General features: G+C 49.6%; 12 protein-coding genes and 1 tRNA gene. 5 read left to right on the plus strand and 8 right to left on the minus strand.

Features of this window, described 5'->3' with window-relative positions:
- Nucleotides 1-135: 135 nt before the first annotated feature.
- Nucleotides 136-507 carry a hypothetical protein gene (locus C8N40_RS06425; protein ID WP_146173524.1) on the minus strand — a complete coding sequence of 124 codons (372 nt, stop codon included), beginning with the start codon at nucleotides 505-507 and terminating at the stop codon, nucleotides 136-138.
- The gene (locus C8N40_RS06430; protein WP_092104000.1) at nucleotides 480-776 is read right to left on the minus strand and encodes a hypothetical protein; all 297 of its coding nucleotides are present in this window, start codon (nucleotides 774-776) and stop codon (nucleotides 480-482) included. The genes C8N40_RS06425 and C8N40_RS06430 overlap by 28 nt, the downstream gene beginning before the upstream one ends.
- Nucleotides 777-930: 154 nt before the next feature.
- On the opposite strand from C8N40_RS06430, the gene C8N40_RS06435 reads away from it, so the two are divergent.
- From C8N40_RS06435 to C8N40_RS06450, 4 genes are all read left to right on the plus strand, one after another.
- Nucleotides 931-1554 (plus strand): TetR/AcrR family transcriptional regulator, encoded by a 624-nt coding sequence (locus C8N40_RS06435; RefSeq protein ID WP_108210986.1) that lies wholly within the window; start codon nucleotides 931-933, stop codon nucleotides 1552-1554.
- A gap of 686 nt (nucleotides 1555-2240) precedes the next feature.
- Nucleotides 2241-3641, plus strand: coding sequence for a vanadium-dependent haloperoxidase (locus tag C8N40_RS06440; protein WP_170114030.1), 1401 nt, complete (start codon nucleotides 2241-2243; stop codon nucleotides 3639-3641).
- Nucleotides 3642-4262: 621 nt separating this feature from the next.
- A complete protein-coding gene (locus C8N40_RS06445; RefSeq protein ID WP_108210988.1) occupies nucleotides 4263-6059 on the plus strand; it encodes an arylsulfatase in 1797 nt (598 codons plus the stop codon).
- Nucleotides 6060-6199: 140 nt separating this feature from the next.
- Entirely contained in the window at nucleotides 6200-8530 is a 2331-nt protein-coding gene (locus tag C8N40_RS06450) for an ABC transporter permease (protein ID WP_108210989.1), read from the plus strand.
- A gap of 212 nt (nucleotides 8531-8742) precedes the next feature.
- Here C8N40_RS06450 and C8N40_RS06455 read toward each other — a convergent pair.
- The 4 genes from C8N40_RS06455 to C8N40_RS06470 all read right to left on the minus strand — a co-directional run bounded on the left by C8N40_RS06455 (nucleotide 8743) and on the right by C8N40_RS06470 (nucleotide 12232).
- Nucleotides 8743-8817, minus strand: a tRNA-Glu gene (locus C8N40_RS06455).
- 109 nt (nucleotides 8818-8926) lie between these two features.
- Nucleotides 8927-9817, minus strand: a complete 891-nt coding sequence (locus C8N40_RS06460; protein WP_092103990.1) for a transglutaminase domain-containing protein — start codon at nucleotides 9815-9817, stop codon at nucleotides 8927-8929.
- Between the two features lie 413 nt (nucleotides 9818-10230).
- Complete coding sequence (locus tag C8N40_RS06465; protein WP_108210990.1) at nucleotides 10231-11226, minus strand: hypothetical protein; 996 nt, start codon at nucleotides 11224-11226, stop codon at nucleotides 10231-10233.
- Nucleotides 11227-11440: 214 nt separating this feature from the next.
- Entirely contained in the window at nucleotides 11441-12232 is a 792-nt protein-coding gene (locus C8N40_RS06470) for an FRG domain-containing protein (protein WP_108210991.1), read from the minus strand.
- A 297-nt stretch (nucleotides 12233-12529) separates the two neighbouring features.
- On the opposite strand from C8N40_RS06470, the gene C8N40_RS06480 reads away from it, so the two are divergent.
- Nucleotides 12530-13387, plus strand: a complete 858-nt coding sequence (locus tag C8N40_RS06480; protein ID WP_108210993.1) for a manganese catalase — start codon at nucleotides 12530-12532, stop codon at nucleotides 13385-13387.
- A 93-nt stretch (nucleotides 13388-13480) separates the two neighbouring features.
- Here C8N40_RS06480 and C8N40_RS06485 read toward each other — a convergent pair whose 3' ends face one another.
- Together C8N40_RS06485 and C8N40_RS06490 are read right to left on the minus strand one after the other, a co-directional pair.
- Complete coding sequence (locus tag C8N40_RS06485) at nucleotides 13481-14353, minus strand: DUF3298 and DUF4163 domain-containing protein (RefSeq protein WP_146173525.1); 873 nt, start codon at nucleotides 14351-14353, stop codon at nucleotides 13481-13483.
- Nucleotides 14354-14396: 43 nt separating this feature from the next.
- Nucleotides 14397-15461 carry a PA0069 family radical SAM protein gene (locus C8N40_RS06490; protein ID WP_108210995.1) on the minus strand — a complete coding sequence of 355 codons (1065 nt, stop codon included), beginning with the start codon at nucleotides 15459-15461 and terminating at the stop codon, nucleotides 14397-14399.
- Nucleotides 15462-16127: the final 666 nt, after the last annotated feature.

Here is a 16127-nt window from a genome sequence, read left to right on the forward strand (position 1 = left end):
GTATAAGTATAAGTATAAGTATAAGTATAAGTATAAGTATAAGTATAAGTATAAGTATAAGTATAAGTATAAGTATAAGTATAAGTATAAGTATATGGCCTTACCTACCTGCAAAGGACACTTTAGATACTATGCTTACTTATTTAGAAACCTGTAGAAGAGTATGCCACCTGCTGCGTAGAGCACTGTGTCTACCCAATCGCCGGTATAGCGGGGCATAAACTGGGGGAAGAAAACCTCAAAGGCCAGCGAAAAATACAGCACCGTAAACGCCACCTGGTACCCGGAAAGACGAACATGGGCACCGTAAAAGAAGCGCAGTACAAACAAGGTGGCCGTGAGCACCAGCGGTAGGCAAAGCAGATCGTCCAGGTAATGCTGCACCCACCAGGGCCGGGGCAAGTCCAGCCAGCGCCATCCCCAATGCCCCACGTACACCGCCGCCAGCACCCAGAAAAGCGGACGAAGGGTGCCCCAACTTAGCCGGCCAGCAAGGCGATCAGCCACAGGAAAAATGAGATGATGGACACAAAGGCAATCTGAAAACCAAGTCCTATCCTTTTGAAGAACCTGATAAACCAGTGGTCGTCTGGGTTAATCTCTATAAATTTCAGGGAGTAACGCTCTTCCTCCTCCTGCCTGCGTTCCTCCCGCGCCTGCTGGCGGGCAACAGCAACCGGATCAAGTATACCTTGGCAATGCTCGCATCGGTCGGTCGGGTTTTGGCTCCAGCGGGACCATTGGCCGCAATGAGGACATTTCTTACTGGCGTTCATAGGTATTTCAAGTATAGCTCACCTGTACAGCAGCTTGCTGAAACGGGTAAGGGTAATACGGATTTACGTGAGTTTTAAAAGAAAAAACTACCTCGCTCAGTTGAGCTAATACAAAGGTAACGAATTATTCGTAATTTAGCTCCAAAGAGCTAAGATGAAAGAAAAGATTATCAGCCAGGCTGTGGAGGTCTTTAACAGAAAAGGCATCAGCAAAACCACACTCCGTGATGTTGCCCGTGAATTAGCAATTAGCGATGGGCACCTGCGATATTACTTTAAGACCAAGGAGGCTCTGGTGCACGCTATCTTTTCCGAAATGGAACGGGAGATAACAGCCTATGCGACCGAAACTGCCAGCGACGTTACAGCTGCCCAGGCACTGGCGGCACCCCTGACGAACATTTACAGGGTCATGTACCGGTATGTTTTCTTTTTTGTAGAGTCGGCGGCTATACTTGAGACATTCCCCAAAGTATACGCGTCCTATGAAAAGCTATTCCAGAGCAGAAGAGAATTGTTCTTAGCCATTTTTGAAGAGTACAAACGGAGCGGCGTATTTGAGGACAGCGTGGAAGCCCACCTATTTCCACTGCTGTTTGAGCAGGTGTTTATCGTGTCGGATAGTTGGTTGCGGTACGCGCGCCTCCCGCAGAACCGCCACCTTACCCAGGAGAATCAAATCCGGCATTACGTAGCTGTAACGGTAGCCTTGCTGCTGCCATACTTTAACACCCGCTTAAAAAATGAGGTAACTGCCTGGCTGAAGCAAAATGACTAAAATTACTGAGTAGGGCTATCGGGTAGAAGCCATTAATGGGACACGCAGCTGTGAAAAGTATACTGCTGTTAGCGGTTGACATTCAGTGCGTTTGCTGATAAACATTCAAGTAATAACGGAGTTTTTGGTATTATGATAATATTTTATATTAACCTGTTGTTGCTGTAGCCTTACCCGAACTTTCGTAGCCTTAACTACTATTCCCTTCTATCCGGTGAAACGCTACCTCACTTATATTCCTCTGTAGCGTATGGTAAGTATAGGCAAGATATATCTCACGCTAGCTTGAGTAAGCCTTTCACTCTGCCATTATTGTTCTAATTCCCGTAGCAGACCCTTCAAGAAGCAAACGTTTCTAGTGCTCGCTTGTCTTATCCACTCCAATTGCATCAATTCCAAATTGTATGCCGGTAATAAACATTTCCTGATGAGATGTTTTTGCGTTGCCCAATCTGCTGCATCTCCTGTGCAGTAACTGAGAACACCACAGTTAAACTGCTATTTTGATCTTGGAGCGTCGTCTTCAGGGCAGTTTCCTTTATTTGCTTTTCTGGCTCCTCGATGCGCCGGCAGCGGAACCATGCTGGCCGGTCTGTATCAAATCTTAGGTGCTTGTACAACTCCTTCTACTTACTAAAATCACCCTATTAACAATGTTAAATGTGGTTGAATTAAAAGAGCATATCATGAAAACAATTTTAAAAATTTTTGGAGGATTTATACTTCTCATCAGTATAGGTTCTTGTTCGAAGGATGATTTTGAACCCCTGGATCCGTGTAAGAGTGTTCAGAACTATAACAATGGCATGATCAATTCTTACAGCAATGGAGTCGTGCTTCAATGGAATGAATTGTTGAGTCAGTCTGTCGATCAGCAGCTGCCGCAGCCTACTGAAGTGAAACTTTATGCCATGGTTACGCTGGCAATGCACGATGCCCTGAATAACGTGGTTCCGAAATACGAGACCTATGCCTTGGATAATGCAAGTGCAGACGCCAGCAGGATCACGAAAAAGAACATTCATGCCATTGCCGATGCTGCGGTTTCGCAGGCAGCCCACGACATGATGGTACAGCTTTACCCGCTTGCCACCGCGTCTGCCGATTCCTTATTAAGTCAGGTTTTGACGGGTATTACTGATTCGGATTTAAAAACCAGGGGCATTGATGTTGGTAGGAGAGCAGCAGCTGCCGTGCTGGATAAAAGAAAAAGTGATTTCCAGTTAGCCTTTGAAAGCTACCCCGGAGGCACTGCACCCGGAGAATTCCGGGTTGATTATTTGCCGTGGTCGCAGCCTGGGCCTTGGCCTGCCAATGCAGTGTTCGCCCCCAACTTGGGAAGCCTCACACCGTTCGGCATTAAATCCGGAAACCAATTCAGAGACGATGAAGCCCCGTACCCATTAAATTCAAAAGAGTATGTAGCAGATTACAATGAAGTCAAATCCCTGGGTTGCAAAGACTGCCCCGGCAGAACCAGCGAACAAACAGAAATCGGTGCCTTTTGGGTGGAAACGTCCTCCAGTTATATGAACAGGATGGCCAGGGCCTTAGTCGAACAGAGGAAACTGAATGGCTGGGAAGCTGCAAGGCTGATAGGGCTTATCCAAATGTCGTTGATAGATGCTTACATCGCTTCTTTTGAGGGAAAGTACCACTATAAGACCTGGAGGCCGATTACAGCCATAAGAAACGGGGATTCAGACGGAGTGGACGCTACCGTTGGAGATGCTGGCTGGGAGCCAGTCTTTAACACGCCTCCTACTCCGAACTTTCCTTCCACACACGCCTACGGTGCAGCTGCAGCCGCAGCGGTCTTTAAATCCTATTTCAAGTCTGACCAAATCAACCTGAATGTTACCAGTCCCTACCACTTGCCTGGCGTTGAGCGTAATATCAGAAGCTTTTCGCAAATGGCTTATGAAAGTTCTGTCTCCAGAATATACATAGGCTATCATTTCAGACAAGATGTTGAAGTGGGGCAACGGCAGGGTAAGAAGCTAGGAAAGTATGTGTACGAGAATAATTTACGGGAGCTGAATCAATGCAATATGGAGGAGAATATGAGCACTTCGCCTGAAATGTAGGGCATCGTTTAATTGGGAGATCAGGGGAGTAATGTTAAGAAAAGAGACTTTATTAGCCTTGGTTCCTGAACCAGAACTGTGCGTGCAGTACTGGTGCTCATGATGGCAGGCACCTGTACCTGCCAGTAAAAATCATGCTATGATAAAAGCCGCTCCATGTAAAATGGAGCGGCTTTTTTGCTGTAGTAGTCGAAAGGGTGGTCTTATCAAACTTTACTCACATGAGTTTAAAAATACTTCCATACTTTCTGTGTAAGGAACGAGAAAGGGATCTTGGTCGGATTATTCGGTCTATTTCAATACAAATAATTGTAAGTTCCTATTAATTAGTTGCCTTATACTTGGTGGTGTTGATAGACGAAGAGACTTTATCGACGTAAAAGTACCTGTTACGCACGTTGAGTTGCGCTTAGGTCCTGAACTAATTTTTCCCAAAGCTGCCTCAAGCAGTTATAACACCCTGTTTTCATCTGTCTCCTCCTGGCGATGATGCAGCTGAAATAGAAAGCTCACCCTCTTTGCCCCTGCTAGCAAGGTGCTCATCAACTGCACGTGATGGTCATTTTGTTTCTTGCCTTGATGCCAGACCATGTAGTTGAAAGTATAAAATAAACAAGGGGTATGAAAAAAGTATCCTTTTTCCTTTACCTGATTATTATCGGGTTATTATTCACAGTGGTTGCCTGCCGCGACCGTAAAACCGAAGACAAGAGCGAGGCCAAAACAGATAACAATACCAATGCAGCTGCTAACCGCAGCAGGCCAAACATTCTCTTGATAGTGGTGGACGACCTGGGCTACTCGGACCTGTCACCGTTTGGTGGGGAGATCCGCACCCCCAACATACAACGCCTGGCGGATAATGGGCTGATTGTACAGAACTGTTATACTTCGCCGCTGTGCGCGCCCTCCCGGGCCATGTTCCTGTCCGGCATGGACAATCACATCAGCGGCGTGGGTGCCATGCCTCCTTTTCAGGCGGCCAGCCAATACATGCAGCCTGGTTACGAAGGATACCTGAACGACCGCGTTATGACTCTGCCTGAAGTGTTGCGGGAAAACGGCTACCATACCTACATGAGTGGCAAATGGCACCTGGGGCACGAGAAAGGCAGGAGACCGTTTGAGGAAGGCTTTGAGCGCAGCTTCTCCTTTCTGGGTGGGGGAGCCAGCCATTTCAGCAATATTTTCCCGTTAGGGCCTGAGGAGGTGATCCACACCGTGTACTACGATGACAGCGTGCAGGTGAAAAAGCTTCCGGATGATTTTTACTCTTCCAATTACTACGCCGACAAAATGATCCAGTACATCACCGAGCAAAAAGACGATGCCCCTTTCTTCGGCTACCTGGCTTTCACGGCACCCCACGACCCGCTGCACGTGCCCGACGAATGGATGGATAAGTATAAAGGCGCATACGACAAGGGGTACGATGCCATTCGCCAGGTACGGATGGACAACATGAAAAAACTAGGGCTGATACCTAAGGACCTTCCCATTAACCCGGGTTCCGGTGAATTTAAAAAGTGGAACGAGCTATCGGCGCAGGAGAAAAAGCTGCAGGCCCGCCGGATGGAGCTTTACGCTGCCATGCTGGAGATCATGGATCTGGACATTGGCCGTGTGCTGGAGGCCTTGCAAAAGGCAGGCAAGTTGGAGAATACAATTGTCATGTTGATCGGCGATAACGGCGCTAACCCCAAAGATCCATCGTTTTACAAAACGAACATGAAGCCGTTTGACAACAGCCTGGAGAACATGGGCAAACCCAACTCTTTTGTGTCGCTGGAAGGGGCCTGGGCAGAGGTGACCGCAACGCCTTATGCATACTTCAAAACTACCACGGGAGAGGGCGGTATCCGGGTACCATTCATTATTTCCGGGCCGGGCGTTACTTTAAAAGGAGTGGATGCAACCAACAAAATCCTAGGCACCGACATTATGCCTACGCTGCTCGATATCACCGGCATAGAACGGCCGGATACATACAAAAACAACAAGCTGGCAGCCATGACAGGAACAACTTTCAATGAAATGCTAGGCAAAAAAGGAAGCACCGTGCGGGATGAGGAGAACGGCTTTGGGGTTGAAAGCCTGGAAAATAAAGCCTACATCAAAGGCGATTGGAAAATCCGGTTCGTTATGCCTCCGTTTGGCGACGGAAAAACCTGGCACCTGTTCAACCTGAAGGATGACCCAAGGGAGCAACGTGATTTGGCGAAGCAAAACCCGGACAAACTCAATGAACTGCTTGGAGATTGGGGCGCTTACACGCAGGCGGTAGGCTATATTCAGTTCAACGGGGGCAGAGCGTACGAAGTGCTGGGGCCAAAGAACTTCTTTAAATCGGAGCTGGATTCTACGAACCGTGCTCTTCTCGAAAAAGCAAAGTTGGAAATGGTCCGAGGTGGAGAATAAGCGGCACGCATGAAGTCCTCGCCTGATATCGGGCAGGAAATTACAGGTTTCCGATGTGATTCTTCTCAGTAGGTAGAAAGCGTCATTCATTGAGATATGCCTTTCACCATCCTCTAAAACCAAACATTGCAATTTAAGTCATGATAAAGAACTATCTGAAAATCGCCATACGGATACTCTGGAAGAACAAGCTTTTCTCGTTAGTCAATATACTGAGCTTGTCATTGAGTATGGCGGTTGGAGTTATTCTTTTCACATTCGTAAAGGCCAATCACGATACAGACCATTTCCATCCAAAACTAAATCAGATAGTACGGATACTCACGCAGGAAACAAATGCGGCGGAGCAAACCAAATGGGCAACAGCTCCATTGCCATTGGCGCCTCAAATGGACAGTATCTCCTTTGTTGAAAAAACGGTAAAAGTACGTCTGGCAGGAAAACATAACCTGCAAACCGACGGAGGCGATGTACCTATTGACATAAAATTTTCGGAACCTTCTTTTTTTGATGTTTTTGGCTTTAAACTGCTGTCAGGCAGTGCACAAAGGCTTGCCCATAATCCCAACACCCTTTTTTTAACTGAAAAAACAGCAGAAAAGATATTTGGTAACGCCAATGCCTTAGGACAAACGGTTCGGTTTGAAAAGCTGGGCTCTTATACCGTGGAGGGAATTATCGAGGCCCCGCCCTTAGAGACCCATCTCCCCATTGAGGCTATGCTTTCTATGAATGCTGCTGAAATGCTTGAAAAGAGAGGGGCAATCCCTGATGTTTCACAAAACTGGGGAGACTTCAAGAGTGCAGCCATTTACGCCCGTTTAGCATCAGAAGACAACATAGAGCAGCTCCATACAACGCTCCAAAACTATGCCCGGAAATCGGATAAGAGCAAGCTTCAATTCCTGGCCCAACCCATAGAAGACATCACCCCCCGAAACAACGACATTAAAAATGACCACCATGCGGGTGTTGATTGGACGGGCATAAAAACGCAGCTATTTTTAATTCTCTCCTTAACCCTGTTGTCTGCTTTCAACTACATCAGTCTGGCATTGGCGCGTGCCTTCTCCCGGGCGCGAGAAGTAGGCATTCGCAAAACCTTAGGCGCAACAAGAGAACAAATCATTGGTCAGTTTTTAATGGAATCGACTCTTGTTTCCCTGTTGGCCATGATGTTTACAGTACCGTGTGTTAATATTTTAGGGCACTACGTACCCGATATGGACATGGCGTTTGCCTGGGATACAACCTTAGCTTTAGGCTTGCTAACCTACGCCGTTATCACAGGCCTGGTCGCAGGGGCATTTCCATCTTGGCTGTTGTCAGCGTTTGAGCCTATACAGATTTTGCGGAAAATGAAGAATGTGAAGCTGTTCCGGGGTGTTGCTGTGTACAAAGCTTTGGTTGTCTTGCAGTTTTCAGTGACCATCATGCTGATGATATTTTTCGTCATATTGGCTGATTATGAAAGAAGAAACAATGCAACCATTAGCTCCATCATGACACCTGATATCCTGACACTTGATTTGAAAGGTGAAAAGTATGGAAACCTGCAAAACGAGATAAGCCAGTTAAGTCAGGTAGAAACGACTTTGGCAACGAACTGGTATTACGATGCTTTCAAAACGGGGAGTAGTGCTGTACAGCTGAAAGATAAAACGCTGAAAATAAAGTATGTAAGCATTGATCCGAAAACAATTGAAACAGAAGGTATCAGCTTAAAATCCGGGCAGAGTTTTCCTGAAAATATGCCCCAGCATATGGAGCAGTATGTGCTGGTGAATGAAGCTGCCGCAAAATTACTGGCGCCTGAGGCGGAGACGTTAGTGGGGCAAAACCTGTTACTGGACTCCGCCTCTGTACAAGTCATAGGCATCATGCCCGACCAGATTTTTGACGAACCAATCCCGTTAATCTATCGCTATTTGCCAAATGAAATAACCTCCCTGGTCATTAAAATAAAGCCAGGTTCAGAAATGGCAGTGACCCAGGCCATTCAATCCCTATGGGAAAACCATTTTCCTGAAAAAACGGCAAGTATTCAAAATCTGAAAGCCCTGTATTCGGGAGAAGGCAGTAGGGAGAGAATAGGCTTTTTTGGATTCTTTGCCCTTGTCGTCATGCTAATTGCTGCTTTGGGCGTTTTAGGCATCGCCAGTTACTCCGTAGAGGTACGCACGAAAGAACTGGGTATAAGAAAAGTAATGGGCGCGAGCAACGTGAGGTTGGTATGGACAGTTACCAAGGATTTTGTCATGCTTATCCTGGTTGCCGGGCTTATCGGCGTTCCGGCGGGTGTGTTCTGCGGCGATTTATTACGCAAAGAAATGGGCCCTCATGTTGATTTGAGCTTTCTGAATACAAGCATCGGCTTTGCTTTGGTTGCCCTGGTTGGGTTGTTGACTGTCCTATCCCAAACCATTCGAGCGGCGCAAATTGAACCTGTAAGAGTTTTAAAAGTAGAGTAAGAAGGTATAACACCCAGAGGCAGGTTATAACGATGGCAAGACAATTAACTCTATTCCGTGACAACATGACGATACGCTACATCATGGCCCAATCCGTTGGTGAGGCAGGAGATTTAAAAGCGGGTCTCCTGGTATAAAAGTAACTGCAGTGGTGTCCGAATAGCGACCGAAGTGCATAAAAAAAGCCGCTCCAGTTTTAGCTGAAGCGGCTTTGGTAGCCCGTAGGGGAATCGAACCCCTGTTACCAGAATGAAAATCTGGCGTCCTAACCCCTAGACGAACGGGCCGTTCTGTCTGATTGTGGTGCAAATATAGCGCTCGTTTCCTTTACTGCAATAGCCCCCAGTGATTTTTTTATAAGTTCAGCAGAAACCTGCTGAAGATCAGGGGAAAAAATTACCGGTCAAAGGTGATCACGCTGTAAAGCTCAGGCTCCAGGAACGGGCCTCCCGGGTGCTCAGCGGTGTAGTCGAAGTTAATCCACAGGTCTTCTCCAGTCTCATGGAAGTATATCTTGCCGTCGGCTACCTCATCCGGAAAGAGGGTGCGCACGGCAAAGCTCACCTTATCCAGATCGTCCACATGGCCTACCTTCACCTCCGTATACATATGGCTCTGCGTGATGACAATGCGCGCCTCTCCACCAATCGCCATCACCGAAGAAGCCATCAGAATGGAATAGTCATCGCAGTCTCCGGCCAGCAACTGCATGCTTTCAGTAGGAGGGGAGTAGTAATCCATCCCCAGGGGATCGTTTACATACCTCCAGTTCTGGCGCACGTGCTTAAACAGCGAGAAATAACGGGTTAGCTTGCCAAACTTGCGGTAATACTCATCATGGAAGTAGCGGGTGGAACTTTCCACGGCAAAAGCCCGAACTCGGGGGTGTGTGGGCTGCATGGCAGTTTTTACGCGCTGGTTCTGGAAGTACGTGCCGCGTACCGGCTTAAAGTAAGATACCTTGTGGGGGTTGCTCGTCATGTTAACCAGCATGGCGTTGTAATCGTCGTAGATACCCTCAAACGTCTGGTCCTTGAAAGTGCTGTTGAAGGCGAACATCCCGAGGATGCCGGCAAACATCAGTACGGTCAGCTTGCGGCTATACTTTGTCACGAGCACGGAAACGGCCGCTGCCACCATCAGGCACAGCATAAAGTGCAGCTCGTAGTTCATGGAACCGAAGGGCTCGATGTAGAAGCTCAGCAAAACGGCCATCGGGAAGACAATGATGATCTGGATGAACCGCACTGCAAAGTTCACAAGGTTCCGGTGTAAGTAGTGCGTCATATTTATCCTGTTTAAAGGTTCGAGGGCTTCAGGAAAGAGATTTGCTATAGGCAGACTTTGTACTCTCTACTGGGCTAACGCAAAATCCAGGCCTTTTTACTCCCTCCGCCGCGTAAATTTTTGTCTTTTTTTTCGGTAGCTCCTCAGGGTACAGTTAAAGTCAACTTTTGCGTCATATACTCCTCAAAAACAGCGCTGACTTTACCTCCGCCACCCTTTCCGGTCTATCTTCTCCTGTGAAGCCAAATCAATTCCTCCCATTGGAGAAGCTGTACCGGGTTAATGATTTGTAGTAGCTGTTAATCAGTTGCTTATGCTAGTGCAATGGCGCTTCGGTTTCTACTTTAGGCAAATATAGCCAGCCGTCTTTTCTAAAAACATGATCCATGTCATGGATTTGGATTCTTCGTGGGTTACTGGTATTGGATGTACAAAGGGCTTGGCGAAAGCGCAATGATTTCCTCCGGTGTCATCAGGCGCGGGCTGTTGCGCAGGTCGTTTTTGTAGAATACCTTGAAGCCTGTGAACTGTACCGGCTCCTTCACGATAAAGCGACGGTAGGTATCCTTCTTCAGCGCCGGCGAGCCCCACCCGTCCATATGCATCACCACCTGTGTCTCCGGTCTAAGTTTGATGTCCTGGTAATTGGTGATCATGCGCTGTGTGAAGCGGTGCACAATGAGGAGCTTTGGCGGGAGCTGGTGCGCCTGCACCAGGCCAGCCAGGTAGCCGGTGGCGTAGTTGATGTCCTCGGCGTCGAAGGTGCCGATGCTGCGGCCGGGAATTTTACCTTCCTTCATGGCAAACTCGGCATCAATGCCCAGGTGCACGTGCGGCATTTTGAGGTATTTCTCCAGGTGGGGCAGTTCCTCCTGCAGGGTGCTGTGTCCCACCTGCACATCCAGAAACACGATGGCGTTGCGGCGGCTGGCCAGCTCAAGTACCTGGTCTATCATGTCGTGCTTCATGCGCAGCCTATACTTGCCTCCGGCGCTGGGGTGCCCCTGGGCCGTAACGGCAATCAGGTGCAGGGCTGGCTGAACAGGGGTGAGTGAGTCGGCTTTGCTCCAGTTCTCAACTTCGGCATCTAATTTCTCCAGCATTTCGTCCGGGTCCAGCTCGCCCAGTATGCCCATGCGGCGCGAGAGCAGGTTGCCGTAAAAGGCCACAATGCGCTTCTGTGGAAGTATGGCTCCCGGAAGAGGTCGGGGACCTGGGTAGTTCCACTCAGCGGTTGCTCCTGGGGCAGGCGCACTGGCGGCAGCTGTGGAGGCGGTCATGGCTGAGGCAGAAGAATCGGCGGCGCTTATACTTTCAGTTTCGGTAACCACGGTGGCTGGCGAAACCGGCTCCTGCAGGGCGGAGGCGCTGGCATCCTGCTCCTGAATACAGGAGGTGCTTAGCAGCATCGCGGCAAGTAGGGCTGCTCCGGAAGTATAACGAATAAAAGAGGAAGAAGAAATTTTAAAAAGACTGCAGCATGTAAAAGCTGGGCGTGAGAAGGGTAGCACACGCATCGTTCGGCACAGAATCATCAACTCAGGTATTAAAAAGTAATTGTGCCTTAAATTAGATAATTTTCAGGAGTAATACCTGCTTCTGAGGTTATTTTTAGTTAATTGTTCAGGAGTGTGTGTAGTGGCGTTTCAGCCACTGGCTAAGACCCGACAGGCCCGGCATCAGCACACGCTCGGTAATATTGGCCTGGTCCAGTTTGTCGCGCACCTCCCACTTCAGTTCCTTGGGGATGATCACGCGAAAGTATAAATCCTCGTGCTGCTGCAACCACTCACCCAGCTCCGCCTTCACATCCGACATCATCGAGAACAATGCATACTGGTGCACAATGCGGGTATCAAGCGAGGGCGGCTCCAGGAACACCACGTAATCCTCATGCTGAAAGCTCTTGAGCGATTTGAAGGAGGGGGCCACCGGCTCCAGCATCTCCGGCGTGAACACATTGGAGCCTTCTTCTTTCAGGGTGTTGCGCAGCGTGGGAGGCAGGTGCTCGCTCGACTTAACATAATTTACGCACCACACGCAACCGTCCTGCTCATACTGTTCCAGGTTAACGGTGGCAAAGTGCAGTGCTACATAAGGCGAGTAGGTCCAGTCGAGGAGGCGGGTAGGCAGGCCGTGGTGCTGGGCCAGGGCGAGCCAGTTCCAGATAGAGTCGCCTGGGCTATAGTTGCTGTAGGCATACTTGCGGAAGTTGCGGAGCAGGTGCGGCTCCAGTTCCTCATACTTTGGCCCGATGCGCATGATGCTGGTCCCCAGGTCGAAGAGCTTGCTGGAGGTGCCCCGGTACACATAAGATGATCTAAAGCGGTTGATTTTATCGTCCCAGCTATGGCTGAAGAGTGTTTCCTGAAGCTCTGCCCAGCTGTTTACTACAATGTCTCCTTTATGATGCATAGTATAAGGGTGGTTGTGTCTGGGTTTTCATACTGCAGCCACTGCCGTTGGTTACAAACGCCAGCACGATTGCCATAGGGAACAGGAAGTGGGGTGATGTTAAAGTTAATTCCTCGAACGCTTACTCAATCAATTTTAAAAGCTTCAGTGCTAAGATAATATACTTAAGAGAATTTTTTCAAAACAGTGGCATGCCTGAAAGTATAAATACTGATAATGGCGCAATGTTTAAGTATAACTACAGAAAGGGGAGGGCGTAAAAATGTGGAATGTTAATCCAAACTATGAAACAAGCTTATGTTTTATCACGACAGTAAACTACAGTACAACGTACGGGTCGAGAAGCCCAACCCCGAATTTGCCAGGATGTTGCAGCAGGCTATAGGCGGTATAGAAGGAGAAATGCGAGTGTGCATGCAGTACCTGTTCCAGGCGTGGAACGCCAGAGGTCCCCAAAAATACCGTGACATGCTACTGGAAACTGGTACGGAAGAGATTGCCCACATTGAAATGCTGGCGACTGCCGTTGCCCTGAACTTAGAAGGGGCGCCTCTTTCCCTTCAGGAGGAGATGGCGCAGGACAGGGTGGTTGGAGCCGTCATGGGCGGGATGAACCCACAACACATACTCTCCGCAGGGCTTGGCGCCATGGCCGTGGACAGCAACGGGAACCCGTTTAATGGCTCATGGATTGTGAGCAGTGGCAACCTGGCGGCGGATATGTATGCCAATGTGATGGCAGAGTCTACGGGACGCTTGCTTGCGACGCGCTTGTGGGAGACCACCGATGACCCGGGCATGAAGGATATGCTGTCCTTCCTGATTGGCCGCGATACCATGCACCAAAACCAGTGGCTGGCCGTGCTGGAAGAATTAGGAGGGCTGAATGATGTGCACCCGATACCGAACTCCTTCCCACAGGCAGAGGAGAATCAGGAATTTAATTATGCGTTTGTATCCACAAAGATAAATGATGAGGACGGGGCTGCTGAAAGGATGAAGAGCGCCCGCTGGGGCAACGGCCCATCCATGGATGGAAAAGGGGAGTTCAAAGTAACTCCGGCGACGCCGGTAGGCGGGTTGCCAAAGCTGGCGCCCCCAGACCCCAGAGGCCATGCCCAGCAGGAACAGATGAAAGGAAGCGGCATGAAGTAACCTGATTTTTTACCGCAGAATAGTTGCCCAAGTAAAAACGCCAGATGGCTGCAGCAAAAATATGCTATAGCCATCTGGCGTTTATACTTTAGATCAAGGTTTATACTTTGGGTGGAGCAAGGGGGCCAGCTGCTCGTAGCGCAGCAGCACCTCGGTGTCACCTAACGCCCAGGGGCCGATTTCATACGGGTTATAGTATAGCAGCAGGCCATCCGGGGTTAAAGCGACATTCTGAGGCAGCGGGAGCAAATCACCTTCTATAAACAGCCCGGCCTCCGCCAGCGGCTTATCGCCCACCACTTCTTTTACCTTCCTGAATTCCTGCTCAGCCAGTTGCATCAGGGCCAGCGTGTCTGTTACCATATCGGAAATGGCCAGTTTTTCGCCATTTGGGCCGAAGCTCTGCAGAACCCGGTAATAGTTGGGGTGCGCGCCGCCAGTGTAATAGTATACTTGCAGCTGCAGCGAGGTCGCTTTGCCGGAGTTCAGCAGCGGCTCGCCTTTTACCTCCAATTCCCAACGCGCCACGGACGCCGGCATTTCGGCGCTGTCCGCAAAATCCTTTGTCAGTTGCTCGTGCTGGCCCAGAAAGAAAGTGGCCAAAAACTCAGACGCGTTTTTTCCGCCCGCTATACTTGCATCGGGGTTAAAGTCCAGCGCCAGTTTGCGGAGCCTTTGCTGCACAAAAAGATTTATGCTATCGCGCAGCGCAGTTTCGCCACCAACCGCTTCGGGGTAGGTTATACTTACTTTGGCACATGTGCTGCTATCGGTGGCACAGCCAGTAGAGGAGCGCTCCATACTTTGGGTTTCAAACTGCAGTGGAGCTTCCTGTGCCGCGGCCAGGGCTGTATCCGGGTTTTTGTCGGTGAGTTGGCTGCAGGATGCCAGGCAAAGTATGGCCAGTGTAAAGCCTATATTCTTAAAGTATAACATGGCGAGTAAGGGGATCTGGTGCTGTTGCAAGTATAGCTATTCGTAGGTTGTCCTGCTCAACTAATTTCTAATTTTAAAATAGATCCAGTTGCTTGCCTTTGCGCTGGCAGAAGTGGCTGTAGTTGTAAGGCTTCATGCTGCGGCCGGCCATGTACTTCTGCATGCTCACCCGGAAGAGGCGGCTCACCAGTTCGGCAAACTTGCCTTCCCCGCGCATGCGAACCCCGAAGCGGCTGTCGTTGAGCTGACCGCCGTGGCAGTCGGCAATCTGGCTCAGCACCTTCTGCGCGCGGTCCGGGAAAGCCTGCTGTATCCAATCCTCGAAAATGGGGCCAATGCTGCCGTTGAGCCTGACCATCGTATAGGCCACGTTGCTGGCACCGGCATCGGCAGCTGCTTTTACCAGAGCCGGTATTTCAGAGTCGTTCAGGCCGGGGATGATGGGAGCTGTCATCACGTTTACCGGAATGCCAGCCGCACTTAGTCGCCGCACCACCTCCAGCCGCCGGGCAGCCGAGGCCGTGCGCGGCTCCAGTTTCTGTCGCAGCTGCTCGTCCAGGGTCGTAATGCTGACGCTCACATGCACCAGGTCATACCTGTTCAGTTCCTCCAGCAGATCCAAATCCCGAAGTATAAGCGCGTTTTTCGTGATGATACTCACCGGATGGCGGTACTGCAGCAGCACTTCCAGAATGCGGCGGGTAAGTCTCTTTTTGGCCTCGATGGGTTGGTAGCAGTCGGTGTTGCCGGCCAGCATGATGGGCATGACCTGCCAGTTCGGGCTTTCGAGCTGTTTGGCCAGCGCTTCCGGGGCGTTTTCCTTGATGATAATTTTGCGCTCGAAGTCGAGGCCGGCACCATAGCCCCAGTACTGGTGGGAGTTGCGGGCGTAGCAGTATACACAGCCGTGCTCGCAGCCCTGGTAGGGGTTCAGCGAGTAGCCCAGGCCTACGTCCGGACTGTCCACCTTATTCACCACCTTTTTAGGGAACTCGGGGATGAACTCCGTTTTGGAGTTGGAGAGCAGCGGCTCGTCGAGCCCCTCCACATGTTCGGCCACATACTCCTGCTTCAGGTAGGGGTTCTGCGGGTTATACTGCGCACCGCGCCCTTTCAAAAACTCATCCGGCTTTATCATACTACAAATATTTACTAAATATATTAGAAATACTAATAAAATTAGTTTTTGGTTTGGTGGGAATGCACGATTGGAGTCTTAAATGCCGCAGAGGCCTGTTTTTTAGGTTTCCCTGGAGCTTTGATTTGATAGGATTATACTTTACAAATGTCTGTGAGAGAGGCAGGTTCATTTTATTTTGGCAAACGGCTTGTTATGGCGCGAGCGTCCACGCTCGTGACGGGCTATCGTTGGGCCTCCCCGGGACTGCGCCCGGGACAGGCCGGCCCAGCCGATTACAAATCCGACCTCACAGACAAGGCACGGGTTGACTTGTCCCGAAGCATTTCGGGGAAACCCGCGGCAGCAAATGTTTTCCTTGGAGCGCAAATTCGACAGGATTATACTCTACAAATAGTCGGTGAGAAGTAATGGAAGTATAAGCTAACGCTGCTTTTGCGATGCGATAGCTTATATGAAGTATAAAACCATTACTAAGTCAGTGTTGCGTCCATCAATGCCTTCGCTCGCCTCTGCCGAGTGTGAGTGAGCTATCGGGTCTGCTTTAACGTGTGCCTCTGGGCACAGGTGGCGGGACGCCACCAAATGACGCACTCTCGCCAGAGGCGAGCGAGGGTAGCACATGAAGAAGTATAAATTGTTTAAGGTACGTCCTGCTATAACTCG

Source organism: Pontibacter mucosus (assembly GCF_003054055.1).
Classification (GTDB): domain Bacteria; phylum Bacteroidota; class Bacteroidia; order Cytophagales; family Hymenobacteraceae; genus Pontibacter; species Pontibacter mucosus.

Bases quoted from the DNA above. Each gene is read 5' to 3' on its own strand.
- C8N40_RS06430 (WP_092104000.1), bottom strand. From the start codon at position 776: ATGAACGCCAGTAAGAAATGTCCTCATTGCGGCCAATGGTCCCGCTGG.
- C8N40_RS06435 (WP_108210986.1), top strand. From the start codon at position 931: ATGAAAGAAAAGATTATCAGCCAGGCTGTGGAGGTCTTTAACAGAAAA.
- C8N40_RS06440 (WP_170114030.1), top strand. From the start codon at position 2,241: ATGAAAACAATTTTAAAAATTTTTGGAGGATTTATACTTCTCATCAGT.
- C8N40_RS06445 (WP_108210988.1), top strand. From the start codon at position 4,263: ATGAAAAAAGTATCCTTTTTCCTTTACCTGATTATTATCGGGTTATTA.
- C8N40_RS06450 (WP_108210989.1), top strand. From the start codon at position 6,200: ATGATAAAGAACTATCTGAAAATCGCCATACGGATACTCTGGAAGAAC.
- C8N40_RS06460 (WP_092103990.1), bottom strand. From the start codon at position 9,817: ATGACGCACTACTTACACCGGAACCTTGTGAACTTTGCAGTGCGGTTC.
- C8N40_RS06465 (WP_108210990.1), bottom strand. From the start codon at position 11,226: ATGCTGCTAAGCACCTCCTGTATTCAGGAGCAGGATGCCAGCGCCTCC.
- C8N40_RS06470 (WP_108210991.1), bottom strand. From the start codon at position 12,232: ATGCATCATAAAGGAGACATTGTAGTAAACAGCTGGGCAGAGCTTCAG.
- C8N40_RS06480 (WP_108210993.1), top strand. From the start codon at position 12,530: ATGTTTTATCACGACAGTAAACTACAGTACAACGTACGGGTCGAGAAG.
- C8N40_RS06490 (WP_108210995.1), bottom strand. From the start codon at position 15,461: ATGATAAAGCCGGATGAGTTTTTGAAAGGGCGCGGTGCGCAGTATAAC.